The following is a 24,465-nucleotide window of genomic DNA, read 5'->3' as shown; positions in this document are numbered from 1 at the left end:
TTATATGTTGTCTAACACGGAGCGGATTTTGATGTCCGCCTGTTCCAAATCGAATACGGCATCATGGATTTCGACTTCGAAAAACTCCCAAAACGCCTGCACGCCCATATCTTGCGGCCAGTCTTTGTGCTCCACTTCCCATGAAGATATTTCGGCTTCGAAAATCTGTCGGCTGCGTTCGCCGAAATAGCCGATCACGGCTTCGGGAGTATCGGCTTCTGGAACGAGAAATACCGAACAGTTGCTGCGTATCTGTGCCAGCGTCAGTTCGGGCAGGCTGTCGTCGGTGGATTTGAGCCAGTCGAGAAATTTTTGTGTCGGTTTCAGCACCACGGCGGTGCGGTCTACAAAATACATCGGAATGTCCTTTGGTATGGAAGCTGCGGATTGTAATACAAACACGGGGATTTTATTCTGCCCAGCAGAGATTTGAGCTGCCATGTTTGTCCGTGCCGGAATATCCGCCGCATTTTGGCCGTCTGAAAAATCTCCGTTGCGACAGAAACCGGAGCATAAACTGCCGGGCTGCCATTAAGCCATTAAAAAATATAGGAAGATAAATCATTTGCCATACGGATAACTGGCTCGTTAAAATACAGGTAGTTTCATGTAACATTATGAAATTTAAAGAAAATTATAAATTTATATTTTATAATTGTTTTTATTTGTAATTTCCTTGTAAAAACAGATTAAAAAAAATAGTGAAAAGACTACCCAAGCCGGGACAAACAAGGTAAATTACTGGCGAAGTAGTCGAATGCAGTCTGACAGGCTGCATTTGTTTGGTTTTGTTTTTGAGAAAAATATTATCATTTTAAAGAGGAATCGTAATGCAGACGAAAAAACGGCCTGTATTCTTGGAGATACCCGTATTGGTTCGCGTGCTGCCGGTGCCGGGTATAGTCTCCATTCTGCATCGCGCCAGCGGTGTGATTATGTTCCTGATGATTCCCGTGTTGCTGATGCTGCTTGACGGCTCGCTCGGCAGTGGAGAATCTTTTGTTTCATATAAGGCAGTAGCCTCCCATCCTTTGGTCAAGCTGATTTTGATCGGTGTATTGTGGGCATTCCTGCACCATCTGTGCGCGGGTGTCCGCTTTCTGTTATTGGATGCGCACAAAGGTTTGGAGTTGCAGACCTGCCGTAAAACCGCCAAGCTGGTTTTGGCTGTTTCGCTTTCGATGACTTTGGTTTTGGGGGTTGCATTATGGTAGACCGCAAACTAACGGGAGCGCACTATGGTCTGCGTGATTGGGCGGCGCAGCGCATTACCGCCGTTATTATGCTTATTTATGCGGTAGTGTTTCTCCTGTTTCTGATCGGTATGGCGGGAGCGGAGGATTATTCCCAATGGCAGGCTTTTTTCGGAAAAACATGGGTAAAAGTCTTTACTCAAACCACTCTGTTTGCGTTGCTACTTCATGCGTGGGTAGGTATCCGCGATCTGTGGATGGACTATGTCAAGTCTTTCGGCCTGCGCCTGACCCTGCACTGCGCCACTATTGTCTGGCTGGTAATGTGTGCGGTTTATTCGTTTAAAGTCATTTGGTAAGCATGGAGTGAGTAGATAATGAGCTTTCCTATTCGAAAATTTGATGCCGTTATTGTCGGCGGCGGCGGTGCGGGTTTGCGTGCCGCTTTGCAACTTTCCAAAGCAGGCCTGAATACTGCCGTGCTGTCCAAAGTATTTCCAACGCGTTCCCATACTGTCGCCGCGCAGGGAGGTATTTCCGCTTCGCTTGGTAATGTGCAGGAAGACCGCTGGGATTGGCATATGTACGATACCGTAAAGGGTTCGGACTGGCTGGGCGATCAGGACGCGATTGAGTTTATGTGCCGTGCAGCCCCCGAAGCTGTAATCGAGCTGGAACATATGGGTATGCCGTTTGACCGTGTCGAGAGCGGCAAAATCTATCAGCGGCCGTTTGGCGGACATACGGCGGAACACGGCAAACGTGCGGTTGAGCGTGCTTGCGCGGTGGCCGACCGTACCGGTCATGCTATGCTGCATACGCTGTACCAACAGAATGTCCGCGCTAATACTCAGTTTTTTGTCGAGTGGACGGCGTTGGATTTAATCCGTAATGAAGATGGCGATGTGTTGGGCGTTACTGTGATGGAAATGGAAACAGGCGATGTTTATATTTTCCATGCCAAAGCAGTATTGTTTGCTACTGGCGGTGCGGGGCGTATTTATGCTTCGTCTACCAACGCGTTTATGAATACCGGAGACGGCTTGGGTATCTGTGCCCGTGCGGGTATTCCTTTGGAAGATATGGAATTTTGGCAGTTTCATCCGACCGGTGTAGCCGGTGCTGGCGTATTGATTACGGAAGGCGTGCGCGGCGAAGGCGGTATTTTACTCAATGCGCAGGGAGAACGCTTTATGGAGCGTTATGCCCCGACTGTGAAAGATTTGGCTTCGCGCGATGTGGTTTCCCGCGCGATGGCAATGGAGATCTACGAGGGACGCGGCTGCGGTAAAAACAAAGACCATGTATTATTGAAAATCGACCATATCGGAGCCGAAAAAATCATGGAAAAACTGCCGGGGATTCGTGAAATTTCCATCCAGTTTGCCGGCATCGACCCGATTAAAGATCCAATTCCGGTTGTACCGACCACCCATTATATGATGGGAGGTATCCCAACCAACTATCACGGTGAAGTCGTTGTGCCGAAAGGCAACAATCTTGAGGAGCCGGTAAAAGGATTGTATGCGGCAGGCGAGTGTGCCTGTGCTTCTGTTCATGGTGCAAACCGGTTGGGTACCAATTCGCTGTTGGATTTGGTTGTATTCGGCAAGTCGGCAGGTGATAGTATGATTGCCTATGTTCAGGAACAGAGCGATTGGAAGCCTTTGCCGGAGGATGCTGGTGAGTTTACCAAGCGCCGTTTGGATCGTTTGAACAACCAAACCGATGGAGAGAAAGTTGATGCTCTGCGTGGCGAGTTGCAACGTACCGTCCAGCTTCATGCCGGCGTGTTCCGTACCGATGCTATTTTAAAAGACGGCGTGGAAAAAGTGCTTAAATTATACGAACGCTCGAAAAATACCGAAATCGGCGATAAAAGTATGGTTTGGAATACTGCACGTATTGAGGCTTTGGAGTTGGACAATCTGATGGAAGTAGCCAAGGCCACGATGATCGCGGCAGAGGCGCGCAAAGAGTCGCGCGGTGCGCACGCATCAGACGATCATCCGGATCGGGATGATGAGAATTGGATGAAACACTCGCTGTTTTATACCGAGGATGACCGTTTGGCTTATAAGCCGGTGCACACGAAGCCCTTGACTGTGGAATATATCAAACCGGCAAAACGCGTTTATTGAGGAATATACACACATGGAAAAAATCCGTTTGAGCGTGTACCGCTATAATCCTGATGTGGATGAGAAGCCGTACATGAAAGACTACGAATTGGAAATCGAGCCAAGCGATGTGAAACTGCTGGATGCCATTGTGAAGCTGAAAGCGCAGGACGATACTTTGTCTTTCCGCCGTTCATGCCGCGAAGGGATTTGCGGATCGGACGGTATGAACATTAACGGCAAAAACGGTTTGGCCTGCCTGACTGATATCCGCAGCTTGAAACAGCCAATCGTATTGCGTCCGCTGCCCGGGCTGCCGGTTGTCAGGGATCTGATTGTCGATATGACGCAGTTTTTCAAACAGTATCATTCAATCAAGCCCTATGTAGTCAATGACACGCCGGCAGATCCCAATCAGGAACGCCTGCAAACTCAGGAAGAACGCAAAGAGCTGGACGGGTTGTATGAGTGTATTTTGTGCGCTTGCTGCTCTACGTCCTGTCCGTCGTTTTGGTGGAATCCCGACAAATTTGTCGGCCCGTCCGGTCTCTTAAATGCCTACCGTTTTATTGCAGACAGCCGCGATACCATAACCAACGAACGTTTGGACAATTTGAACGATCCTTACCGTTTGTTCCGTTGCCACACAATCATGAACTGTGTTGATGCGTGTCCTAAGCATTTGAATCCGACGCGTGCTATCGGTAAGATAAAGGAAATTATGCTGAAACGGGCTGTATAACCTTTAATCAGGCTGTCTGTGTTTTTGCGCGGACAGCCTGTAAATATTGATGGCAGCGATAACAAAAAAGCATGACCCGTTCCAATCTTGATTTATTTATGACAAAATTTGACGAAAATGCCAAACGGCGTATCCGTTTTCTTACACGCCGAGGGCTGCTTGAGCTTGATATTGTACTCACGCGGTTCATGGAAACAGAATTCCGGCATCTTAGCGATGAAGAGCTGTCGGTGTTTGTGGAAATCCTTGATTTGCCCGATCAGGAATTTCTCGCTTTGGTAAATGGCAAGGAAGCCACAGACAAACCGCAGTTTGAGGCGCTGCTGGATAAGATCAGACGGAATTGAAGGAGGCCGTCTGAAAGCCCCACTTTGATTTAGAAGAATAAAGGAGTTAAGAGATGTCTCAGTCCGTTAAAGTAGAAATCGCAGGTAAAGAAATTATCGAGCTGCCTGTTTTGCAAGGAGAGTTAGGGAATGATGTAGTGGACATCCGCGCATTTACCAAAGCCAGCGGAATGTTCACATTCGACCCGGGATTTGTTTCCACTGCAAGTTGCGAATCAAAAATTACCTTTATCGACGGCGATAAAGGTTATCTGTACTATCGCGGCTATCCGATTGAGCAACTGGCGGAAAAAGGCGATTATTTGGAGACCTGTTACCTGTTGATTTACGGTAACTTGCCGACTGCTGAGCAGAAAAAACAATTTGTCGATACTGTGATGCACCACACTATGGTACATGAGCAGCTGACATGGTTTTTCCGTGGTTTCCGGAGGGATGCGCATCCGATGGCGATGATGGTGGGCGTGGTCGGGGCTTTGTCTGCTTTTTACCAGGACAGTTTGGAAATTTCCGATCCGGAGCATCGTAAAGTTGCCATCTATCGGCTGATTTCCAAAATCCCCACCATTGCGGCCATGTGTTACCGTTATTCAAACGGCCTGCCGTTTAATTATCCGAAAAACGACCTCTCTTACACGGCAAATTTCATGCATATGATGTTTGCCACGCCTTGTGAAGCGTATACTCCCAATCCCGTACTGGTTCGTGCGCTTGACCGTATCTTCATCCTCCATGCCGACCACGAACAGAATGCCTCTACTTCTACTGTCCGTTTGGCAGGATCCTCAGGTGCGAATCCGTTTGCCTGTATTGCTGCTGGCATTGCCAGCTTGTGGGGTCCGTCGCACGGCGGAGCGAATGAAGCAGTTCTGAATATGTTGGACGAAATCGGAGACGTATCTCGTGTGGCTGAATTTATGGAGGGCGTTAAGGCGAAAAAATACCGCCTGATGGGCTTCGGACACCGGGTGTACAAAAATATGGATCCGCGTGCAGCCATTATGAAGCAGACATGCGACGAAGTATTGCGCGAGCTTGGGTTGGAAAACGATCCCAAATTCAAGCTGGCGATGGAGTTGGAAAAAATTGCTCTGAACGATCCCTATTTCATTGAGAAAAAGCTGTATCCGAATGTTGATTTCTATTCCGGCATCGTTTTGTCGGCATTGGGTATACCGGTTTCCATGTTTACTGTGATTTTCGCCTTGGCGCGTACAGTAGGTTGGATTTCCCACTGGCATGAAATGATTTCGGATCCTGGGCAGAAGATTGGCCGTCCGCGCCAGCTTTATACAGGTGCGCCGCGTAGGGATTATGTACCTTTGGATCAACGCTAATCTGATATAAAACAAGGAAGCGGGAGCAATCCCGCTTCCTTTGCCATTTGTATGGTAGTAATGCACAGTTATAAAGGGTAGAATATCCTTACTGTTTTCGATAAACGTTTCGAATACATAATTTATCTTTTTGTTTACATTTGCTCACCAGCAGAAAAGGCCATGCCATGATGGATGAAAAACAAAACTTTTCTTATCTCTTCGGCTCAAATGCCCCGTATATTGAAGAGCTCTATGAAGAATTTTTAAATGACCCGAATTCGGTGGAAGAATATTGGCGGCAGTATTTTTCCGAGTTGGCTGCGCAGCCCGGCAATGCCGAACGCGACGTGGCGCACAGGCCGATTCAGGAGTCTTTTGCCAAGCTGGCAAAAGCCCGCCCTTTGGCTGCGGGAATGCCTGATGAAGCTATGCTGAAAAAACAGGTTGCCGTGCTGCGTCTGATTTCGGCATACCGCATTCAAGGTGTCTATGCGGCACAGCTTGATCCGCTCAAACGCAAACCGCCTGTCTTCATTGAAAGTCTGGATCCCAAGTTTCACGGACTTTCCGATGAAGATATGGCGGTTAAATTCAATGTCGGTAAAGGCGATTTCGGCGGCCAGTACGAAAAGCTGACTTTGTCGGAAATCCTGACCAAGCTGAAACAGACTTACTGCGGCTCCGTTGGTGTCGAATATATGCACATTGCCGATCGCGACGAACGCCATTGGGTAAGGAATTATTTTGAAAGCGTTTCTTCGTCGCCCAAATACAGTACTGATGAAAAACGCTTTATCTTGAAAGAGCTTACTTCTGCCGAGACACTCGAGCGCTATTTGCAGAACAAATACGTCGGACAAAAACGCTTCGGTGTAGAAGGCGGCGAAAGCTCGATTTTGGCTTTGAACTATTTGGTGCGGAACATCGGCAAAGACGGTGTGGAAGAGGTGATTGTCGGTATGGCACACCGAGGCCGTCTGAATGTTTTGGTCAATACCTTAGGTAAAAAACCGAGCGATTTGTTTGCCGAATTTGAAGGACGTGCAGAGATTAAGCTGCCCAGCGGCGACGTGAAGTACCACACCGGCTTCAGCTCCGACATTGCTACGCCCACCGGCCCGCTGCACGTTACGCTGGCGTTCAATCCCTCGCATTTGGAAATCGTTAATCCCGTAGTTGAAGGATCCAGCCGTGCGAAACAGGAAAGACGCGGCGAACAAGGCAGCAAACAGGTTCTGCCTGTGTTGATTCACGGCGATTCCGCTTTCATCGGTTTGGGTGTCAATCAGGCAGTGTTCAATATGTCGCTGACACGCGGCTATACCACGGGCGGTACCATCCACATTGTAGTAAACAACCAAATCGGCTTTACCACTTCCGATACCCGCGATACCCGCTCTGCCGTTTACTGTACCGATATTTCCAAAATGGTGGATGCACCGGTATTTCATGTAAATGCCGATGATCCCGAAGCTGTCTGCCTTGTAATGCAGGCAGCGATGGACTACCGCAAAACCTTCCACAAAGACGTAGTGGTTGATGTGGTTTGCTACCGTAAAAACGGACATAACGAAAGCGACGATCCGACGCTGACCCAGCCGATGATGTACAAAGCCGTTGCCAAACATCCGGGTACCCGTGCGATTTATGCGGACAAACTGGAACGCGAGGGCGTGGTTGGGAAGGAAGAAGCCGAATCCTATGTCCAAGCCTACCGTAACGCCTTGGATCGGGGCGAGCATGTCGAACAAACCAGGCTGACCGACTATACCAGCAAACACAGTGTGGACTGGTCGAAATATCAGGGACAAGACTGGCGTGAGAATGTGGAAAGCGGACTGTCTGCCGAAGACATCAAACGCCTTGCCGAAAAGTTTACCTATGTTCCTGAGGGCTTCGGACTGCACAACACCTCCAAGCGTCTGATTGAAAACCGTAAAGCAATGGCTGCCGGCGAGCAGAACCTTGACTGGGGTATGGCTGAAACCATCGCTTATGCCAGCCTGGTCAGCAACGGAATCGGCGTGCGTATTTCCGGCGAAGATTCCGGACGCGGCACGTTCTCCCACCGTCAGGCCGTGCTGCACGACCAAAACCGCGAAAAATGGGATGCGGGCATTTACATTCCCTTGCAGCATATCAGCGACAACCAGGCTCCGTTTACCGTTATCGACTCGATTCTGAACGAAGAAGCGGTATTGGCCTACGAATACGGCCATGCCTGTTCCGCGCCCGATATGCTGACTATTTGGGAAGCGCAGTTCGGTGATTTTGCCAACGGCGCACAGGTTGCCATCGACCAGTTTATCTCTTCCGGCGAAACCAAATGGGGACGTATGTGCGGCCTGACCGTCATCCTGCCTCACGGTTATGACGGACAAGGTCCGGAACACTCTTCCGGCCGTTTGGAACGTTGGCTGCAATTGTGTGCGGAGAAAAACATGCAGATCATCATGCCTTCCGAAGCGTCGCAGATGTTCCACATCCTGCGCCGCCAGCAGTTGCGTTCCATGCGCAAGCCGCTGATTATCTTTATGTCCAAACGCCTGCTGCGCTTTAAAGACGCAACCAGCCCGCTGTCCGATTTCCTCGAAGGTACGACTTTCCGCCCCGTAATCGGCGATACCGTGCAGCGTGCCGACAACGGCAAAGTAAAACGCGTCATTCTTTGTGCCGGACAGGTCTACTATGACTTGGCCGCAGGCCGTGTCGAGCGCGGCTTGGAAGAAGAAGTGGCCATTGTCCGTATCGAGCAGCTCTATCCCTTCCCCTATGCGGAAGCCGAAGCGGAATTGGCGAAATATCCGAACGCCGCCGAGTTTCTGTGGGCGCAGGAAGAGCCGAAAAACCAGGGAGCGTGGTATCAGACCCTCCACCGGTTGGAGCGTTTGGCCAAAGGCAGGAAAGTGCTGTTTGCCGGCCGTCCGGCCAGTGCGTCGCCCGCAGTAGGCTACGGCAGTCTGCATACCAAGCAGCTCAAACAGTTGGTTGAAGACGCGTTTTCATCCAATTAATTCCGACACAGGCGGCCCGGTACGTCCGGACCGCACCAAACCACACTTACTAGGAGTACAAAATGATCGTAGAAGTAAACGTTCCTGTTTTTGCCGAAAGCATTACCGAAGGCACGCTGCTGGCATGGCATAAAAAAGCCGGCGAAGCCGTTGCCCGCGACGAAGTGCTGGTAGATATCGAAACCGACAAAGTCGTGCTGGAAGTGCCTGCGCCGCAGGCGGGCGTGCTGGTAGAAATCATCGTCAACGAGGGCGATACCGTCGAATCGCAACAGGTGCTGGCCAAAATCGATACCGAAGCCGCCGCCGTTGCAGCCGCACCTGCCGCACAGGCATCTGCCGAAGCTGCGCCTGCCGCATCCGTATCCCATTCCCAAGCCGGTGTCGCCATGCCCGCCGCAGCCAAGCTGGCGGCCGAAAAAGGCGTGGACGTATCGTCTGTGCAGGGTTCCGGCCGCGACGGCCGTGTGCTGAAAGAAGACGTGCAGAAAGCACCTGCCAAAGCTGCTGCGCCCGCCGCTCCGATTCCCACAGGCGCGCGTCCCGAAGAACGCGTGCCGATGAGCCGTCTGCGTACCCGCGTGGCCGAACGTCTGCTGACTTCCCAGCAGGAAAATGCCATTCTCACCACTTTCAACGAAGTCAATATGAAACCGGTGATGGATTTGCGCGCCAAGTACAAAGAAAAATTTGAAAAAGAACACGGTGTCAAACTCGGCTTCATGTCGTTCTTTGTCAAAGCTGCCGTTGCCGCGTTGAAAAAATTCCCGGTAGTGAATGCCTCTGTCGACGGCAAAGACATTGTTTACCACGGCTACTTCGACATCGGCATCGCCATCGGCAGCCCGCGCGGCCTTGTCGTACCGATTCTTCGCGATGCGGACCAAATGAGCATTGCCGACATCGAAAAAGCCATCGTCGATTACGCTGTGAAAGCCAAAGACGGCAAAATCGCTATCGAAGACCTTACCGGCGGCACATTCAGCATTACCAACGGCGGTACGTTCGGTTCGATGATGTCCACCCCGATCATCAACCCGCCCCAGTCCGCCATTTTGGGTATGCACGCCACCAAAGAACGCGCCGTTGTGGAAAACGGCCAGGTTGTCGTGCGGCCGATGATGTATCTGGCACTTTCTTACGACCACCGCATTATCGACGGCCGCGAAGCCGTACTGACGCTGGTTACCATCAAAGATCTGATGGAAGATCCGGCACGCCTGCTGCTCGACCTGTAAGCGTTTTTCAGACGGCCTGTTTTTGTAACAGGCCGTCTGAAAATCTGCATCAGACAAACATTCCCATTGCTGTTTTTTCAGACGGCCGCACGTATTTTCCAAGCCGTCTGAAACCGATAAAAAGGATTTTGAAATGTCCCAATACGATGTTGCCGTAATCGGTGCCGGCCCCGGCGGATATGTTGCCGCCATCCGCGCCGCCCAACTCGGTTTTAAAACCGTCTGCATTGATGCGGGCGTAAACAAAAAAGGCGATGCCCCCGCGTTGGGCGGCACCTGCCTGAATGTGGGCTGCATCCCGTCCAAAGCCCTGTTGCAGTCGAGCGAGCATTTCCATGCCGCACAGCATGATTTTGCCGAACACGGCATTACCGTCGGCGACGTAAAATTCGATGCCGCCAAAATGATCGAACGCAAAGACGCGATTGTTACCAAACTGACCGGCGGCATTGCTTTTCTGTTTCAGAAAAACAAAGTTGACAGCCTGCACGGCAAAGGCTCGTTTGCCGGCAAAAACGGAGATTTGTACCAAATCGAAGTGGATAACAAAGGCGAAAAAACCCTTATCGAAGCCAAAAACGTGATTGTTGCCACCGGCTCCGTACCGCGTCCGCTGCCGCAGATTGCCATCGACAATGTCAATGTGTTGGACAACGAAGGCGCACTGAACCTGACCGAAGTGCCGCAAAAACTCGGCATCATCGGATCGGGCGTTATCGGCTTGGAAATGGGTTCGGTGTGGAACCGCGTCGGATCGCAGGTAAGCATTCTCGAAGCCATGCCCGTCTTCCTTGCAGCCGCCGACCAGCAAATCGCCAAAGAAGCCTTCAAATACTTTACCAAAGAGCAGGGCATAAACATCGAATTGGGCGTGAAAATCGGCGACATCCAATCCGACGGAAAAGGCGTGAGCGTAACGTTCGAGTCGGCAGAGGGCGAGAAGAAGACCGAAGTATTCGACAAACTCATCGTTTCCATCGGCCGCATCCCGAATACCGACGGTTTGAATGCCGAAGCCGTGGGTTTGGAAAAAGACGAGCGCGGCTTTATCAAAGTAGACGGCGACTGCCGCACCAACCTGCCCAATGTTTGGGCCATCGGCGACGTGGTGCGCGGCCCGATGCTGGCGCACAAAGCCAGCGACGAAGGCGTGGCCGTGGCCGAGCGTATTGCCGGACAGAAGCCGCACATCGACTTCAACAGCGTGCCTTTCGTGATTTATACCGATCCCGAAATCGCCTGGGTCGGCAAAACCGAAGAGCAGCTCAAAGCCGAAGGCGTGAAATACAAAAAAGGCACTTCCGGCTTCGGAGCGAACGGCCGCGCCCTTGGTTTGGGCAAAGCCAAAGGCACAGTCAAAGTGCTGGCCGATGCCGAAACCGACCGCATTCTCGGCGTGCATATGGTCGGCCCGATGGTAAGCGAGCTGATTGCCGAAGGTGTGGTCGGTTTGGAGTTTTCCGCCAGCAGCGAAGACCTCGCCCGCATCATCCATGCGCATCCGACCCTCTCCGAAGTGGTACACGAAGCCTGCCTGGCCGCCGACAAACGCGCCCTGCACGGCTGACGGCGCACCGCTTGCGCGGATAATGTTTTAAAGCAGCTTGATCTGTATGCCGCATCCGACACTTGAAAAGCCGTATGCGTAAAACGGATGAAAGGCCGTCTGAAAGTATATTTTCAGACGGCCTTTCTGCCTGTCTTACAGGCGGATACTTTGGCAAAACCCCGAATCTGCCTTAAATCCGTTATTCCCGCGCAGGCGGGAATTTTCTTTGATATTTTGAAATTTTTGAAAAAACAATCTATTGCTTGCTTCTGACGGGCTTTCACCTGCGTAGGAATGACGACGGCCGGACAGATTCTGGAGCTTGCGCAGGTTTCGGGCTTACAGATAATCCTCCGGCTTCGGGCTTCTGCCGAATACCGCTCCGTGTGCTTGGGCGACGCACAGGCGGTTGAATGCCTGTCTGCGCGCGTGGCTGCCTTCGGTAATGTACACCGTGCCGTGCAGCGGCGGGGCGGATAGGTGGAAAGAGTGTTTCAGCCCGCGCCAGCGGCTGTGGCGGATGCGGACGACAGCAAACATATCGGCGGCAATGCCGACACCGATGCTTACCCGCTGCTGCGTGGTTTCTACACAGAAACTGCGGTCGGAAAACAGGCATTCGCCACCCTGCGGATAGCGGCACAGCTCGATGCGTACCGCGCCGGTATCGGCGAAGGCGGCGCGGAACATACGCTCGAACAGCGAGGGCTGCATCACGCCTTCGCTCAACATTCCATACAGCCCCGCGAGCCAGTTTACATAGTCGAGAAAGGAAAAGCCGAAGCCGTGCATAATCGATTCGATGCGGTCGGGATTGCGGCGGCTGATGAGGCGGACAAACTCGAAACCGGCTTCGGGCAGGTACGTTTGCAGGGCGCGGTGCAGGCGGCGCACGAAAGGGTCGGCATGGTTGTGCGGGTTGCGCAGGATGCCGAGGAATTTCAGCCGCAGGATACGCCACAGCACGTCAGGGGCTTTTGCCGCAGAGCCGGTTTTCCCGTCTGCCGCGCAGCGGCGCAGTATCCCGCACGCGTCTTCGTAGCCGCTTTCGTGGCGGTTGAACCAGCTTTCGAGATTGTATTGCTCGGAAGCACGGGCGGCGCGGGTCAGCGTGTAGAGGTTTTGCGCTGCCAGGTTGCCGTTGATATTGACGCTTTCGGCACGCTGCTGCCTGTGTTTTTCTGCGGAAAACAGGGCGGTGTCCAAACGGTAGACGTTTTGGTTTTGCGGCGCAACGTGCGGATTGTGCGCATACTGCCGCTGCTCGGTTTGGGCGGTGTAGTGGTGTTCGCGGGTGGGGTTGGGGGAGAGCAGGGCAAACGGTTTGCCGCCGGCGGGAAATTCGCTGTCGCTGAGGATAAAGGCTTGTCGGGTCATGGCGGATGCGGCGCGGGGAAAAGGCGGCATTGTAACCGCACGACGGGGCGTTTTCAGTTTGATACCGTCTGAAAAACCTGTTGGCAGCGTTTCGGGCTGTACCGGAGTGGTGTTTTCAGACGGCCTCTGCCGTTCAGTAGGGTGTGTGGCTCTGCCACGCACGCGGTTTGGGAGATTGGTGGAACATTTGTATGCCGATTGGAAAAACGGAAAAGAGGCCGTCTGAAAGCACGGATTCGGCACAGCCCAAATGCCGTTTTCGTTTTCAGACGGCCTTTGCTTTGTGGCATAGGGCGCGTGCGTCGCCTTAGGGCGACACACCCTACGGGAGATTCGGCAGGACAGCCTGCACGCGGCGGATATTGTTTTTCAGACGGCCTATCCGTCGAAACGGCCGTCGTCGCGGGCGAGGACGGTGCGCTTTCCGGCCGCGTCGGGGGCGGAAATGATGCCGTCGGCTTCCATCTGCTCGACAAGGTTGGCGGCGCGGTTGTAGCCGATTCTGAGGGACCGCTGCACGGATGAGGTGGTGGCCTTGCCGGTTTTGATGACGCAGGCGACGGCCTGGTCGTAGAGCGGGTCGCTGTCGCCTTCGTTGCTGCGGCCTTCGTTGGCGTTGCTGAATATATCGTCGCTGCCGGTGCCGCCGGTCAGGATGTCTTCGGTGTAGTCGGGGTCGCCGAATTGTTTGAGGTATTCGACTACGCCGTGTACTTCGGCATCGGAGGCAAACGCGCCGTGTACGCGCTGCGGATAGCCGGTGCCGGGCGGCAGGAAGAGCATATCGCCCTGGCCGAGCAGGTTTTCCGCGCCCATTTGGTCGAGGATGGTGCGGCTGTCGATTTTGCTCGATACCTGAAAGGCGATGCGTGTGGGGATATTGGCTTTGATGAGGCCGGTAATCACATCGACGCTCGGGCGTTGGGTGGCAAGGATGAGGTGGATGCCCGCCGCCCGTGCTTTTTGGGTGATGCGGGCGATGAGTTCTTCGATTTTTTTGCCGGCAGTCATCATCAGGTCGGCAAATTCGTCAACGATAACAACAATGAAAGGCAGCTTTTCCAGCGGCTCGGGATTATCGGGCGTGAGGCTGAAAGGGTTGCCGATTTTGCGCCCCATCCGGGATTCTTCACGGATTTTCTGGTTGTAGCCGGCAAGGTTGCGCACGCCCAGATGGCTCATCAGGCGGTAGCGTTTTTCCATTTCGTTGACGCACCAGGCAAGGGCGTTGGCCGCCAGCCGCATATCGGTAACGACGGGGGCGAGCAGGTGGGGTATGCCTTCGTAGATGGAAAGCTCGAGCATTTTCGGATCGATCATGATCATGCGCACGTCTTCCGGGCGGGCTTTGAACAGCATGGACAGGATCATGGCGTTCACGCCGACGGATTTGCCCGAACCGGTGGTGCCGGCCACTAAGAGATGGGGCGCGCGGGCAAGGTCGGTTACAACGGGATTGCCGGTAATGTCGTGTCCCAGCGCGAGGGTGAGCTTGGATTCGGATCGGGCGAAAGCGGGCGAATCGAAGATTTCGCTCAGGCGGATCATCTGCCGTTTCGGGTTGGGCAGCTCCAAGCCCATGCAGGTTTTGCCGGGGATGGTTTCGACGACGCGGATGGAGGCCACGCCCAGCGAGCGGGCGAGGTCTTTTTCCAGATTCATTACTGCATTGCCGCGCACGCCGACATCGGGTTCGATTTCGTAGCGGGTAATCACGGGGCCGGCGTAGGATTCGAGCACTTTGACTTTGACGCGGAACTCGGCCAGCTTTTCTTCAATGGTGATGCTGTTTTCCAGCAGCTCTTCTTCGGACTGCTCGGCTTCCGGATTGTGGCTGGCTGCCAGCAGCAGGCCGGTGTCGGGTAGGGGGTAGCGGCCTTCTTCGTCGAGTTCGACGGGGAAGTCGGGCAGTTGGCCGCTGTCGTAGGCATAGGGATCGGGTGCGTCGTCCGTATTGCCGTCCTGCGGATTTTCAGACGGCCATTCGGGTTCGCTCCACTCTGTGTCTGCCCAGCCGCCGGTTTCCTCTTCCGGCCTTATTTTCTCTTCATTTTCCGATACGGCGGCAAAAGCGGCGGCAAGGTCGTCATAAGGGTTTTCAGACGGCATTTCCCCATCCTGCGGCGGCAGCAGCTCGGCGGAAAAGGCAAGGGCTGCGGGCGGGGGGACATCCACGGCGAGCGGCGGCGTATCGGGGACGGCGGGCGGCTCGACCACGGTAGCGTCTGGCGGCGGCACGTCGGCGGCGAGGCGCGGACGGAACACGGCCCGGCTGCGGCGGGGCAGGGCGGCTCTCGGGTTGAGGCTGCGGCTTTCGGGCGGCGTTTTCACCACTTCGCCGCCGTAGGCGGACACCGGCGCGGCAGCGGGCAGGACGCTTGCGTTTTCGACGGTGCTGACGCGGCGCAGGCGGCGGGCGGCGGGAGTGTCGCGTCCGGCCAGATTGGCGCGGACTTCCGCTTCGGCAATGGTGTGCGGCGGCGTGTTTTGCAGAGCGGCGGCGGACAGGCGGCGGCGTCTGGTTTGCTGGCGCAGCAGATTGCTGCGGATGTCGCCTTCGCCGATAACCTGCACGGGTGCGGCCTGTTCCGTGCCGCCGGATTCGGGCGTTGCCGCCACAGACGGCGGCGGAGTGGGGAGGCCGTCTGAAAAAATGCGGTTGTCGCGTTCGATGCGGCGCAGGGCGGCGCGTTCGCGTACGCCGGCCAGAGAGGATTCGTCGGGAGAAATCTCTGCCCGGACGGCGGCGGGGCGGTTATGCCGGATGCTTTGTGCGCGGCGCAGTTCTTCGGGTGTGATGACTTCGGCATCGGGCGCGGGCTTGCGTTCGGATTCGGGTTCGCTGCCGGTTTTTTCGATAAGCGATTCTACCGGCTCGCGTTTGAAGCGGCCGAGTTCGGTATCGGTGATGACCGGCGCGTCGGGAGGAGGCGGCTGCGGCGGCGGGTCTTGGGCTTCGGCATTTTTTTCCGCCGCTTCGCTTTCGCGGATGAGGGCGTTTTCTTCTTCGAGGATTTCCTGCACGGTTTTGCGTTTGAAGCGGACGATTTCGTCGGGCTTGATAACCGGTGCGTCGGGAGCGGGCGGATGCGGCGTTTCGGCGGCTGCACCATCGTTGCCGCTTTCTTTCTCCGCTGCCGCCGCTTCGCTTTCGCGGATGCGTGCGTATTCTTCTTCGAGGATTTCCTGTACGGTTTTGCGTCTGCTGCGGTTGATTTCGTCTTCGGTGATGATTTCGGGCGGAGGGGCGGGCGCGTCTGCCGACGTGTCGGAGGCCGTCTGAAAACCGTGTTCCCCGTTTTGTTGGGTTTCTTGTTGCGTTTCGGACGTTTGCTGCGGCTGCACGGAAAAAATCGGCAGGCTGTCGTGGTGGTGGCCGGGAGGGATTTCGGGCTTGAGGCGGCGGTAGCGTTTCGGGGAGAGTTCGCGCAGTTTTTCTACCGTGCGCTCGTATACGGCGCGGCTTTCGTCGGCTTCGCGCGTTTCGGCGCGGCTGCTGTTGAAGTTGGGTTTCGCGCCGGAGAGCGGTTTGGCGGCATCTTGTGTTTCGCGGTTTTCAGACGGCCTGTTTTTACCGTGGCGGTTGAAATAGCGCAGGTCGCGCCGCCAGCCCCGGTCGAGATACAGCCGCCAGACGCATAATGCGGCGATGGCGGCCGTCAGGATGAGGCAGAGTGTGAACCAAAACATGTGTCCGACGTTCCGTAACTGTTAAGCAAACGGGCGGCATTTTAACTTATTTTGACGCTGACAGAAACTTTGCCGCGTTTGGTCTATAATGCGCCGCTTTACCGGAAACACCGAATAATTATGGACTTTCGCACAGAATGGTTTGCGCCCGCGCTGCATACCGCCGCCTGCGCCGTGCTGCTGATCCTGCTGGCCGCCTGCGCCAAACCCGCGCTGGCATCGCTGCGGGCCAGGCCGCAGGCTTGCGGCGTGCTGCTTTGCTTTTTTGCCGCGTTCTGGTCGCTGGACGCGGGAGCCGACGGCGGCCTGACGGGCGGTTTGCGCTACCATCTGCTCGGCGTGCCGCTCGGCTGCCTGATGATAGGCGCGCCTGCGGTGCTGTGGCTTGCCGCGCTGTTTATGCCGCTGCATCTGTTGCTGTCGGCGGGGCAGGGCGGTTTGGCGGTTTGGCCGCTGGACGTGTTGTTTGCGGTGCTGCCTGCGGCTGCTGTGGCCGAAACGCTGAAATATGCCGTGCGCCGTTTTCTGCCGCCCAATCTGTTTCTCTATATCTTCATCAACGGCTTTTTTGCCGCCGCGCTGGGTATGCTGGCGGCCGGAGCGGCAGCCGTCGCCCTGCTTGCGCACACCGAAACGTTTGCCGCTGCGGATTTGTGGCGGCGGTCGTTTCCCGTGTTTTTCCTTTTGGGATGGGGCGAAGCGTTTCTGACCGGACTTTTTGCCGCCGTGTTCGTCGCCTTCAAGCCGCATCTGCTGGCCTCTTTCGACGACGCGCACTACCTGCGCCGCCGCAACAGCATCTGGCCGTCTGAAAACCAGCCGTGAACGCGCCGTTTTTTCCCGCTTTTCTGTCTGTGGCCTGCGGCGCGGTGTGCGGAGCGTCCGCCCGCTGGCTGCTCGGCCTGTGGTTTGCCTCAGCCGCACAGCCCGTGCCTTATGCAACGCTGGCGGCCAACTGGGCAGGCGCGTTATTTATCGGACTGGCGGCAGGCGCGGCCGAACTGTTTCCGAACCTGCCGCCGTATTGGAAGCTGTGGTTCGTAACCGGCCTGCTCGGCAGCCTGACCACCTTTTCCGGCTTTTCGCTTGAAACCGTCGCCCTGCTGCAACAGCAACGCTACGCCGCCGCCATCCTCAATGCCGTGCTGCATCTTGCCGGCTCGCTGTGCCTGACGGCGGCGGGGCTTTGGCTGGCGCGGCTGTTTGCCCGTTAGCATCCTGTGGTATTTCCGGTTTCTTTTTTCCGTTTTTTCAGACGGCCTTCGGGCAGACTGGCCGTCTGAAAACATTTGCGCCCGGTTTTTACAATTTCCCCCCTTGCAACACTAACCGTTTCCATTTATATTCACTAACACAATTTAATCCTATTTCACAGAATGCGTTTTAATCATTAGGAAACAGCCATGTTTGTCTGCATCTGCAATGCGATTACCGACCATCAGATTAAAGAAACCGTAGCCGCCGGAGCTTCCACGCTGGCGGATTTGCAGTCGCAGCTGGGTGTCGCAACCTGCTGCGGCTGCTGCACCGACTTGGCCTCCTCTTTCCTGACCTCCGCCAACAACGCGCATCAGGCCGCAGCCGCCACGCCGGCCATCCGTGTCAGCGACTGATTCTGCGGAAAAACATATGAGGCCGTCTGAAACCTGTAACGTGGTTTCAGACGGCCTCATATGTTTTGCGGCGGCGCGAAGCCGCTATAATACGCCGTTTTTTCCCGCCGCGAGCGCACCATGATTTATCCCTGGCACGAATCCGAATGGCGGCAGATTGCCGCGCAGCCGCAGCGTCTGCCGCACGCGATGCTGTTTTGCGGCCAACGCGATACCGGTAAAACCGCCTTTGCCCGCCATCTGGCGCAACTGCTGCTGTGCGAAAACCCGGGCGCAGACGGCGGATTCTGCGGCACCTGTCCCTCGTGCCACCTCTTTGCGCAAAACAGCCACCCCGATTTTTACGAACTCGCGCCCGAAACCGCCGAAGGCGAAACCGCCGCCCGCAAACTGCCGCAAATCAAAATTGATGCGGTGCGCGGCCTGATCGAACACATCCGCCTTACTTCCGTGCGCGGCGGGCGGCGCGTGGTATTGATCCGTCCTGCCGAAGCCATGAACGCACAGGCGGCCAACGGCCTCCTGAAAATTCTCGAAGAGCCGCCTGAGAATGTCGTTTTCCTGCTGGTGTCGCACGAGCGCGACCGCCTGCTGCCCACCATCAGAAGCCGCTGCCGCCAAACCGTGCTGCCTGCCCCCGGCCGCGCCGCCGCCTTGGAATACGTCCGACAGCACCACCCGCAGCACGCCGAAGAACTGCTCGCTTTCCATAGCGGCGCACCGCTTTTCGACGAAGAAGCGGAGCAGACCGCGTTGCGCGGCGAACTGCTGCAATTTCTCGCCGCACCGCGCCTCATTGCCGCCCTCGACTACTCCGCCGCATTCGACAAGCACAAGCTGCCGCTGGCCGTGTTTCTCGACTGGATGCAGAAATGGCTGCTGGATGTGGGATTGGCACAACGCAATATGCCGCCGCGCTATTATCCCGTCTTTGCGGCGCAATCGGCGGCGGTTGCCGTGCGCACCGACCCTGCCGCCCTGTTTGCATTCGGCAGCCGCCTCAACGCCCTTGTCCCTTACGGACACCATACCTTGAGTGTTAGAATGCAGGCCGAATCCCTACTCACCGAATATCTGCGCTTCTGGCAGAACAAATAGGAAAACCGAAATGGCACAATCCAATACAGACTTTGATTTCAGCAAACCGACCAATGTTCCCATTCCGGGGAAAATGCTCAACCTGCACATTCCCGATCTGCAATCGCTCTACAATTGCTACATCCCTTTCTTCGAGCATGGCGGCCTGTTTGTTACCACCGAAGACAAATTCTCGCTCGGCGACGAAGTTTTGCTCGCCCTTTCCTTGGGCAACAGCCAAGAGAAAAAATTCCTGCGCACCAACGTCGGCTGGCTCAACACCGCCCGCTCCACCCCCGTGCGCCCGCGCGGCATCGGCGTGGCTTTCGGCAAAGACGAAATCTGCATTGCCGCCAAAAACCTGATTGAAAAACAACTGGGTACATCGCTGAAAAGCGACCGCCCCACTTTTACCATGTAGGCAGCGGGCCGTCCCGCAGCCTGCATCCCGCAAACGGATACGGACTTCCTTTTCAGACGGCCTTTATGCCAACGCCGACAACTATGCAGCTCATCGATTCCCACTGCCACCTCAATTATGAGAGTCTGGCCGGCCGCCTGCCCGAAGTGCTGGCCAACATGGCCGAAAACCAAGTTGCCCTTGCGTTGGCCGTCAGCGTCAGCCGCCAGAGTTTCGACGAAGTACACGCCATCGCCCGGGAACACCGCCACATCTATGCCAGCGTCGGTGTCCACCCTGCCGACCCGGATGATGAAGAATTTGCTTTGGAAGAGCTTACCGAGCGTGCCGCACTGCCCAAAGTGGCCGCCATCGGCGAAACCGGCCTCGACTACCACTGGTGCAAAGGCGATTTGGCCTGGCAGCACCGCCGTTTCGCCACCCATATCGAAGCTGCCAACCGTAGCGGCCTGCCGCTCATCATCCATACCCGCGAAGCCGCCGACGACACCATGCGTTTTCTGCGCGAACACAAAGCACACGCCGGTGTCATCCATTGCTTTACCGAAGACATCCGCGTTGCCAAACTCGCTCTCGATCTGGGTTTCTACATTTCCTTTTCCGGCATCGTAACCTTCAAAAACGCCGTGCAGATACAGGAAGCCGCCCGCTATGTTCCGTCCGACAGAATACTGGTGGAAACCGACGCACCCTTTCTCGCGCCCGTACCCAAACGCGGCAAAACAAACGAACCGGCCTTTGTACGCCACACCGCCGCATTTCTTGCCGAACTGCGCGGCGACAGTATAGAAAACATCGCCGCCGTTACCACAGACAACTTCTTCCGTCTGTTTGCCAAAATCCCGCGCACGGCGGTCGTCTGAAAATGCGGCTCCGACGCAATTGAAACACCGCCCGGCAACAGGCCGTCTGAAAGCCGCATTCCGTTTTTCAGACGGCCTTCTCATTCCAATCCGCCTTTAATACCTTTAATAAAGGATCAAACATGAAAACCGCCATCGTCGATTACGGCATGGGCAACCTGCATTCCGTGCTCGGATCCGTGCGCGAGGCCGCCCGCCTTGCCGGCAGCCGGACGCAGATTGTCCTGACCGACAAAGCCGAAGAAGTCGCCGCGGCCGACAGAATCGTTTTTCCCGGACAAGGCGCAATGCCCGACTGCATGGCCGCGTTGAACAACAGCGGACTGGGCGAGGCTGTGGCCGACGGTTTGAAAAACAAACCCTTCTTCGGCATCTGCGTCGGCGCGCAGCTTCTGTTCGATTACAGCGAAGAAGGCGGCACGCACGGAATCGGCCTGTTTGCCGGCAGAGTAAAACGCTTTTCAGACGGCCTCACCGACAGCGCGGGAGGCCGTCTGAAAGTGCCGCACATGGGCTGGAACACCGTGCACCAAATCCGTCCGCATCCGTTGTTCCGCGACATTCCGCAAAACACCCATTTCTACTTCGTCCACAGCTATTATTTCGCTCCGCAAGACGAAAGCACCATATTGGCCGAAAGCGACTACCCCGCGCCTTTCGCCTGCATTGTCGGCCGCGAAAACGTGTTTGCCACCCAGTTTCACGCCGAAAAAAGCCACGATGCCGGCCTGATTCTGCTGCGCAATTTCTTGTCTTGGCGCATTTAGAGCCTGCTTCGCACGCGCAATACGCCGCTGCATGACGTATGGGCAAAAATATTGCAAATTAATTGTGAATAAGCCCTAATTTGTGTAAAATAGATTTTACATGTCGTTTACATGTTGCTTTAAATGTATTCAAAAGCAATATCGGCGGCCTCTCCGTTATAAATATATAAAGGAGAGGCCGTCTGAAAGCGAAGTGAGGCAAAATCCGAAAGCCGTCCGGCCGTCATTTCAGACGGCCTGCGCCGCCCGATTGCAAAGGACAAACCCATGCTGCTGATTCCCGCCATCGACCTGAAAGACGGAAAATGCGTCCGTCTGCGCCAAGGCGTTATGGACGATGCCACTGTTTTTTCCGACAACCCGGCCGAAACCGCACACCACTGGCTGCAACAGGGCGCACGCCGCCTGCATTTGGTGGATTTGAACGGTGCTTTTGCGGGCGAACCGAAAAATTTTCCTGCCATCCAAGCGATACTCGAAGCCGTTGCGCAACACATTCCCGTCCAGCTCGGCGGCGGCATCCGCAATCTTGCCACTATCGAAAAATACCTCGGCTTGGGGCTGAACGATGTCATCATCGGCACGGCCGCCGCCGAAAATCCCGCTTTCGTACGCGAAGCCTGCAAAGAATTTGCCGGACACATCATTGTCGGCCTTGACGCAAAGGACGGCATGGTGGCTGTGGACGGCTGGGCGAAGCTGACGCAGCACCGCGCCGCCGATTTGGGGCGGCGTTTTGCCGGCGACGGGGTAAACGGCATCATCTACACCGACATCGGCCGCGACGGCATGATGAAAGGCATCAACACCGAAGCCACCATCAGGCTGGCACAGGAAACCGGCCTGCCGGTTACCGCCTCGGGCGGCCTGACCGATCTTGACGACGTACGCGCCCTGTGCGCCGCCGAGCCGTACGGCGTTACCGGCGCGATTACAGGCCGCGCCATCTATGAGGGCAGTATCGATTTTGCCGAAGCACAGAAGCTGGCGGACAGTCTGACACGGCGGTAAAGCAGGGATTTTTACGGGTAAGACACAACAAACATAAGGAATAAAAATGTTAGAAGCATTTGTTTTGGGATTCTGGATCATCTGGTCGGCCAACCGCGACATCTACGCCCTGTCCGAAAGCCTGGGATTTATGGTGATCGTCGTCATCATACGCGGCTTCATGACCATGAGCCTGCCGCAGATGGACGGCGTATGGATGGCGGGTATCGGCGTGCAGTGGCTCTATACCGCGCTGGTGCTGACCGCCGTAAACCGCCTGTCCAGCAGCTTTGCCGTTACGCTCGCCATAGCCGCCCTTGGCTCGATGGGCTTCTACTGGCTCGGGCTGCCCGAAAACACCAAAGCCGTTCTCTCCCCGTTTATCGGCTGAACCCGCGCCGCAGCCTTCGTTTTCGGGGCTGCCGTTTTACGGAAAACAACATGGCACTGGCAAAACGCATCATTCCCTGTTTGGACGTGAAAGACGGCCGCGTCGTCAAAGGCGTGAATTTTCTCGGCCTGCGCGACGCGGGCGATCCCGTTGCAGTCGCCAAACGCTACAACGACGAAGGCGCGGACGAAATTACCTTTCTCGATATTACCGCCTCTTCCGACAACCGCGACACCATTCTGCACGTTATCGAAGAAGTGGCCGAACACGTCTTCATCCCCCTTACCGTCGGCGGCGGGGTGCGCAGCATTGCCGACATCCGCCGCCTGCTCAATGCCGGTGCGGATAAAGTAAGCATCAACACCGCCGCCGTAAGCAATCCCGATCTGGTCGGCGAGGCAGCCGCCTTTTTCGGCTCGCAGGCCATTGTTACCGCCGTTGATGCCAAAGCCGTCAATCCCGAAAACACCCGCTGGGAAATTTTCACCCACGGCGGGCGCAATGCTACCGGTTTGGACGCGGTAGAGTGGGCGGTGGAAATGCAGCGGCGCGGCGCAGGCGAAATCCTGCTGACCAGCATGGACAGGGACGGCACCAGACAAGGCTTCAACCTGCCGCTTACCCGCGCCGTCAGCGAAGCGGTCGGCATACCCGTTATCGCTTCGGGCGGCGTAGGCAGCGTGCAGCATCTGATTGACGGCATCAAAGAAGGCAGAGCCGATGCCGTATTGGCGGCCAGCATCTTTCATTTTGGCGAAATCTCCGTCCGTGAAGCCAAAGAAGCCATGCGCAGGGCGGGCATAGAAGTACGTCTGTAACGCGGTTTTTCCGCCGGCCTGTCTCCGGTAACGCCGCCGCATTTCATCCGTTTTCCCATCTGCATATTGTTTGTCTCCGTCGGCAGAATGTTTCGGCACGGCAAAAGGCCGTCTGAAAAGGTGTGGAATCTTTCCCGTTTGGCAAACCGTTAAATCCGTTTAAGAAAGGAAAAACCATGGCGGACAATCCCGTCGGCTGGTTCGGCATCCATGCGCAGGAAATGGCGCGGGCGAAGGCGTTTTATGAAAATGTGTTCGGCCTGCCTTTGTAGGAAGTGGCGGGCGGCCGTTTTTATCTTTTCGGTGCGGACTGGCAGCGTTACGGCGTGAGCGGCATGATTTGGCACGATGAAGGTGCGGATTCCTCTGCCTGCGGCGGCTGCACGCTGTTTTTCAGTTGTGCAGACTGCGAATCGGCGGCGCAAAAGGCGGTGGAATGCGGCGGCAGGCTGCTGCGCGGGAAATTTGCTATCGCCAACGGTTTTGCCGCGTTTGTGGAAGACAGCGAGGGCAACCGTATCGGCCTGCATTCGCCGCAGTGATTTTTGTGTAAACACGTCCGGCCTGTGTGCCGCCCGGCTTGCGCGGCAGGCGTTTGGCTATATAATCGCTGGGACACGGATTGAGCCGTGTCTCTGTTTCAGTAATATTTTCTAAGGAAACCAGTATGAAAAAAGTACTTGCCCTGACACTAGCCACATTTGCTTTGGCAGCCTGTTCCAGCACTTGGCACGGCATGAAGGAAGATGCTTCCGAAAATGCGGAAAAAACCGGCCACAGTATCGAACACGGTTGGGATAAAACCAAAGATGCGGTGAAAAAAGGCGGCAATGCCGTCGGCCGCGGTATTTCGCACGTCGGCGAGAAAATCGAAGACGCGACCGAATAAGCGGCTTTGGCAGACAGCTTGGAATGTTCCGGGCTGCCTGCTTTATT

The 24,465-nt window shown here is 55.5% G+C and carries 23 protein-coding genes and 1 pseudogene; 21 read left to right on the top strand and 3 right to left on the bottom strand.

What is annotated here, in order from left to right; genetic code table 11:
* Nucleotides 1-357, bottom strand: a complete 357-nt coding sequence (locus DYE40_RS10915) for a hypothetical protein (RefSeq protein WP_115309129.1) — start codon at nt 355-357, stop codon at nt 1-3.
* Between the two features lie 473 nt (nt 358-830).
* Here DYE40_RS10915 and sdhC point away from each other — a divergent pair, with 473 nt between their 5' ends.
* The 9 genes from sdhC to lpdA all read left to right on the top strand — a co-directional run bounded on the left by sdhC (nt 831) and on the right by lpdA (nt 11,540).
* Nucleotides 831-1,214 (top strand): succinate dehydrogenase, cytochrome b556 subunit, encoded by a 384-nt coding sequence (gene sdhC, locus DYE40_RS10910; protein ID WP_115309128.1) that lies wholly within the window; start codon nt 831-833, stop codon nt 1,212-1,214.
* Nucleotides 1,208-1,552 carry a succinate dehydrogenase, hydrophobic membrane anchor protein gene (gene sdhD / locus DYE40_RS10905; RefSeq protein WP_115309127.1) on the top strand — a complete coding sequence of 115 codons (345 nt, stop codon included), beginning with the start codon at nt 1,208-1,210 and terminating at the stop codon, nt 1,550-1,552. Before sdhC ends, sdhD begins: the two co-directional genes overlap by 7 nt.
* An 18-nt stretch (nt 1,553-1,570) precedes the next feature.
* Nucleotides 1,571-3,334: a succinate dehydrogenase flavoprotein subunit gene (gene sdhA, locus DYE40_RS10900; protein WP_115309126.1), complete on the top strand. Its 1,764-nt coding sequence runs from the start codon at nt 1,571-1,573 to the stop codon at nt 3,332-3,334.
* A gap of 13 nt (nt 3,335-3,347) precedes the next feature.
* Nucleotides 3,348-4,055 carry a succinate dehydrogenase iron-sulfur subunit gene (locus DYE40_RS10895; RefSeq protein ID WP_115309125.1) on the top strand — a complete coding sequence of 236 codons (708 nt, stop codon included), beginning with the start codon at nt 3,348-3,350 and terminating at the stop codon, nt 4,053-4,055.
* A gap of 98 nt (nt 4,056-4,153) precedes the next feature.
* Nucleotides 4,154-4,402 carry an FAD assembly factor SdhE gene (locus tag DYE40_RS10890; RefSeq protein WP_115309124.1) on the top strand — a complete coding sequence of 83 codons (249 nt, stop codon included), beginning with the start codon at nt 4,154-4,156 and terminating at the stop codon, nt 4,400-4,402.
* Between the two features lie 53 nt (nt 4,403-4,455).
* Nucleotides 4,456-5,739 (top strand): citrate synthase, encoded by a 1,284-nt coding sequence (gene gltA / locus DYE40_RS10885; RefSeq protein ID WP_115309123.1) that lies wholly within the window; start codon nt 4,456-4,458, stop codon nt 5,737-5,739.
* A 167-nt stretch (nt 5,740-5,906) separates the two neighbouring features.
* The gene (locus DYE40_RS10880; protein WP_115309122.1) at nt 5,907-8,735 is read left to right on the top strand and encodes a 2-oxoglutarate dehydrogenase E1 component; all 2,829 of its coding nucleotides are present in this window, start codon (nt 5,907-5,909) and stop codon (nt 8,733-8,735) included.
* A gap of 62 nt (nt 8,736-8,797) precedes the next feature.
* A complete protein-coding gene (odhB, locus tag DYE40_RS10875; protein WP_115309121.1) occupies nt 8,798-9,973 on the top strand; it encodes a 2-oxoglutarate dehydrogenase complex dihydrolipoyllysine-residue succinyltransferase in 1,176 nt (391 codons plus the stop codon).
* A 133-nt stretch (nt 9,974-10,106) separates the two neighbouring features.
* Nucleotides 10,107-11,540, top strand: a complete 1,434-nt coding sequence (gene lpdA, locus DYE40_RS10870) for a dihydrolipoyl dehydrogenase (protein ID WP_115309120.1) — start codon at nt 10,107-10,109, stop codon at nt 11,538-11,540.
* Nucleotides 11,541-11,861: 321 nt separating this feature from the next.
* On the opposite strand, the gene DYE40_RS10865 is transcribed toward lpdA, so the two are convergent.
* On the bottom strand, nt 11,862-12,899 hold the full coding sequence (locus DYE40_RS10865) for a hypothetical protein (protein WP_115309289.1): 1,038 nt from the start codon (nt 12,897-12,899) through the stop codon (nt 11,862-11,864).
* A gap of 378 nt (nt 12,900-13,277) precedes the next feature.
* A complete protein-coding gene (locus tag DYE40_RS10860) occupies nt 13,278-16,589 on the bottom strand; it encodes a DNA translocase FtsK (RefSeq protein ID WP_115309119.1) in 3,312 nt (1,103 codons plus the stop codon).
* A 120-nt stretch (nt 16,590-16,709) separates the two neighbouring features.
* Between DYE40_RS10860 and DYE40_RS10855 the strand changes: the two genes are divergently transcribed.
* The 12 genes and pseudogenes from DYE40_RS10855 (at nt 16,710) to DYE40_RS10800 (ending at nt 24,418) form a co-directional block, all read left to right on the top strand.
* A complete protein-coding gene (locus DYE40_RS10855) occupies nt 16,710-17,414 on the top strand; it encodes an energy-coupling factor ABC transporter permease (RefSeq protein WP_115309118.1) in 705 nt (234 codons plus the stop codon).
* The gene (crcB, locus tag DYE40_RS10850; RefSeq protein WP_115309117.1) at nt 17,411-17,803 is read left to right on the top strand and encodes a fluoride efflux transporter CrcB; all 393 of its coding nucleotides are present in this window, start codon (nt 17,411-17,413) and stop codon (nt 17,801-17,803) included. Before DYE40_RS10855 ends, crcB begins: the two co-directional genes overlap by 4 nt.
* A 189-nt stretch (nt 17,804-17,992) precedes the next feature.
* Nucleotides 17,993-18,202, top strand: coding sequence for a (2Fe-2S)-binding protein (locus tag DYE40_RS10845; RefSeq protein WP_115309116.1), 210 nt, complete (start codon nt 17,993-17,995; stop codon nt 18,200-18,202).
* Between the two features lie 120 nt (nt 18,203-18,322).
* Nucleotides 18,323-19,300, top strand: a complete 978-nt coding sequence (gene holB, locus DYE40_RS10840) for a DNA polymerase III subunit delta' (RefSeq protein ID WP_115309115.1) — start codon at nt 18,323-18,325, stop codon at nt 19,298-19,300.
* A gap of 10 nt (nt 19,301-19,310) precedes the next feature.
* On the top strand, nt 19,311-19,700 hold the full coding sequence (locus DYE40_RS10835) for a PilZ domain-containing protein (RefSeq protein ID WP_115309114.1): 390 nt from the start codon (nt 19,311-19,313) through the stop codon (nt 19,698-19,700).
* An 83-nt stretch (nt 19,701-19,783) separates the two neighbouring features.
* Complete coding sequence (locus DYE40_RS10830) at nt 19,784-20,563, top strand: TatD family hydrolase (protein ID WP_115309113.1); 780 nt, start codon at nt 19,784-19,786, stop codon at nt 20,561-20,563.
* A 122-nt stretch (nt 20,564-20,685) separates the two neighbouring features.
* The gene (gene hisH / locus DYE40_RS10825) at nt 20,686-21,330 is read left to right on the top strand and encodes an imidazole glycerol phosphate synthase subunit HisH (RefSeq protein WP_115309112.1); all 645 of its coding nucleotides are present in this window, start codon (nt 20,686-20,688) and stop codon (nt 21,328-21,330) included.
* A gap of 267 nt (nt 21,331-21,597) precedes the next feature.
* Entirely contained in the window at nt 21,598-22,341 is a 744-nt protein-coding gene (gene hisA / locus DYE40_RS10820; RefSeq protein ID WP_115309111.1) for a 1-(5-phosphoribosyl)-5-[(5-phosphoribosylamino)methylideneamino]imidazole-4-carboxamide isomerase, read from the top strand.
* 46 nt (nt 22,342-22,387) lie between these two features.
* Nucleotides 22,388-22,711, top strand: coding sequence for a diguanylate cyclase (locus DYE40_RS10815; protein WP_115309110.1), 324 nt, complete (start codon nt 22,388-22,390; stop codon nt 22,709-22,711).
* A 50-nt stretch (nt 22,712-22,761) separates the two neighbouring features.
* Nucleotides 22,762-23,529: an imidazole glycerol phosphate synthase subunit HisF gene (gene hisF, locus DYE40_RS10810; protein WP_115309109.1), complete on the top strand. Its 768-nt coding sequence runs from the start codon at nt 22,762-22,764 to the stop codon at nt 23,527-23,529.
* 176 nt (nt 23,530-23,705) lie between these two features.
* Nucleotides 23,706-24,071: pseudogene (locus DYE40_RS10805) on the top strand (VOC family protein).
* A 125-nt stretch (nt 24,072-24,196) separates the two neighbouring features.
* Nucleotides 24,197-24,418 carry a membrane lipoprotein lipid attachment site-containing protein gene (locus tag DYE40_RS10800; RefSeq protein WP_115309108.1) on the top strand — a complete coding sequence of 74 codons (222 nt, stop codon included), beginning with the start codon at nt 24,197-24,199 and terminating at the stop codon, nt 24,416-24,418.
* The last annotated feature ends 47 nt before the right edge of the window (nt 24,419-24,465 follow it).

Source organism: Kingella potus, from assembly GCF_900451175.1.
GTDB classification, from domain to species: Bacteria; Pseudomonadota; Gammaproteobacteria; order Burkholderiales; family Neisseriaceae; genus Neisseria; species Neisseria potus.
Note: the sequence above shows the minus strand (reverse complement) of the source record. Positions and strands in the feature narration are given on the sequence as shown.

Excerpts from the sequence above, each read along its gene's own strand:
- DYE40_RS10915 (WP_115309129.1), bottom strand. The coding sequence starts at position 357 with ATGTATTTTGTAGACCGCACCGCCGTGGTGCTGAAACCGACACAAAAA.
- sdhC (WP_115309128.1), top strand. The coding sequence starts at position 831 with ATGCAGACGAAAAAACGGCCTGTATTCTTGGAGATACCCGTATTGGTT.
- sdhD (WP_115309127.1), top strand. The coding sequence starts at position 1,208 with ATGGTAGACCGCAAACTAACGGGAGCGCACTATGGTCTGCGTGATTGG.
- sdhA (WP_115309126.1), top strand. The coding sequence starts at position 1,571 with ATGAGCTTTCCTATTCGAAAATTTGATGCCGTTATTGTCGGCGGCGGC.
- DYE40_RS10895 (WP_115309125.1), top strand. The coding sequence starts at position 3,348 with ATGGAAAAAATCCGTTTGAGCGTGTACCGCTATAATCCTGATGTGGAT.
- DYE40_RS10890 (WP_115309124.1), top strand. The coding sequence starts at position 4,154 with ATGACAAAATTTGACGAAAATGCCAAACGGCGTATCCGTTTTCTTACA.
- gltA (WP_115309123.1), top strand. The coding sequence starts at position 4,456 with ATGTCTCAGTCCGTTAAAGTAGAAATCGCAGGTAAAGAAATTATCGAG.
- DYE40_RS10880 (WP_115309122.1), top strand. The coding sequence starts at position 5,907 with ATGATGGATGAAAAACAAAACTTTTCTTATCTCTTCGGCTCAAATGCC.
- odhB (WP_115309121.1), top strand. The coding sequence starts at position 8,798 with ATGATCGTAGAAGTAAACGTTCCTGTTTTTGCCGAAAGCATTACCGAA.
- lpdA (WP_115309120.1), top strand. The coding sequence starts at position 10,107 with ATGTCCCAATACGATGTTGCCGTAATCGGTGCCGGCCCCGGCGGATAT.
- DYE40_RS10865 (WP_115309289.1), bottom strand. The coding sequence starts at position 12,899 with ATGACCCGACAAGCCTTTATCCTCAGCGACAGCGAATTTCCCGCCGGC.
- DYE40_RS10860 (WP_115309119.1), bottom strand. The coding sequence starts at position 16,589 with ATGTTTTGGTTCACACTCTGCCTCATCCTGACGGCCGCCATCGCCGCA.
- DYE40_RS10855 (WP_115309118.1), top strand. The coding sequence starts at position 16,710 with ATGGACTTTCGCACAGAATGGTTTGCGCCCGCGCTGCATACCGCCGCC.
- DYE40_RS10845 (WP_115309116.1), top strand. The coding sequence starts at position 17,993 with ATGTTTGTCTGCATCTGCAATGCGATTACCGACCATCAGATTAAAGAA.
- holB (WP_115309115.1), top strand. The coding sequence starts at position 18,323 with ATGATTTATCCCTGGCACGAATCCGAATGGCGGCAGATTGCCGCGCAG.
- DYE40_RS10835 (WP_115309114.1), top strand. The coding sequence starts at position 19,311 with ATGGCACAATCCAATACAGACTTTGATTTCAGCAAACCGACCAATGTT.
- DYE40_RS10830 (WP_115309113.1), top strand. The coding sequence starts at position 19,784 with ATGCAGCTCATCGATTCCCACTGCCACCTCAATTATGAGAGTCTGGCC.
- hisH (WP_115309112.1), top strand. The coding sequence starts at position 20,686 with ATGAAAACCGCCATCGTCGATTACGGCATGGGCAACCTGCATTCCGTG.
- hisA (WP_115309111.1), top strand. The coding sequence starts at position 21,598 with ATGCTGCTGATTCCCGCCATCGACCTGAAAGACGGAAAATGCGTCCGT.
- DYE40_RS10815 (WP_115309110.1), top strand. The coding sequence starts at position 22,388 with ATGTTAGAAGCATTTGTTTTGGGATTCTGGATCATCTGGTCGGCCAAC.
- hisF (WP_115309109.1), top strand. The coding sequence starts at position 22,762 with ATGGCACTGGCAAAACGCATCATTCCCTGTTTGGACGTGAAAGACGGC.
- DYE40_RS10800 (WP_115309108.1), top strand. The coding sequence starts at position 24,197 with ATGAAAAAAGTACTTGCCCTGACACTAGCCACATTTGCTTTGGCAGCC.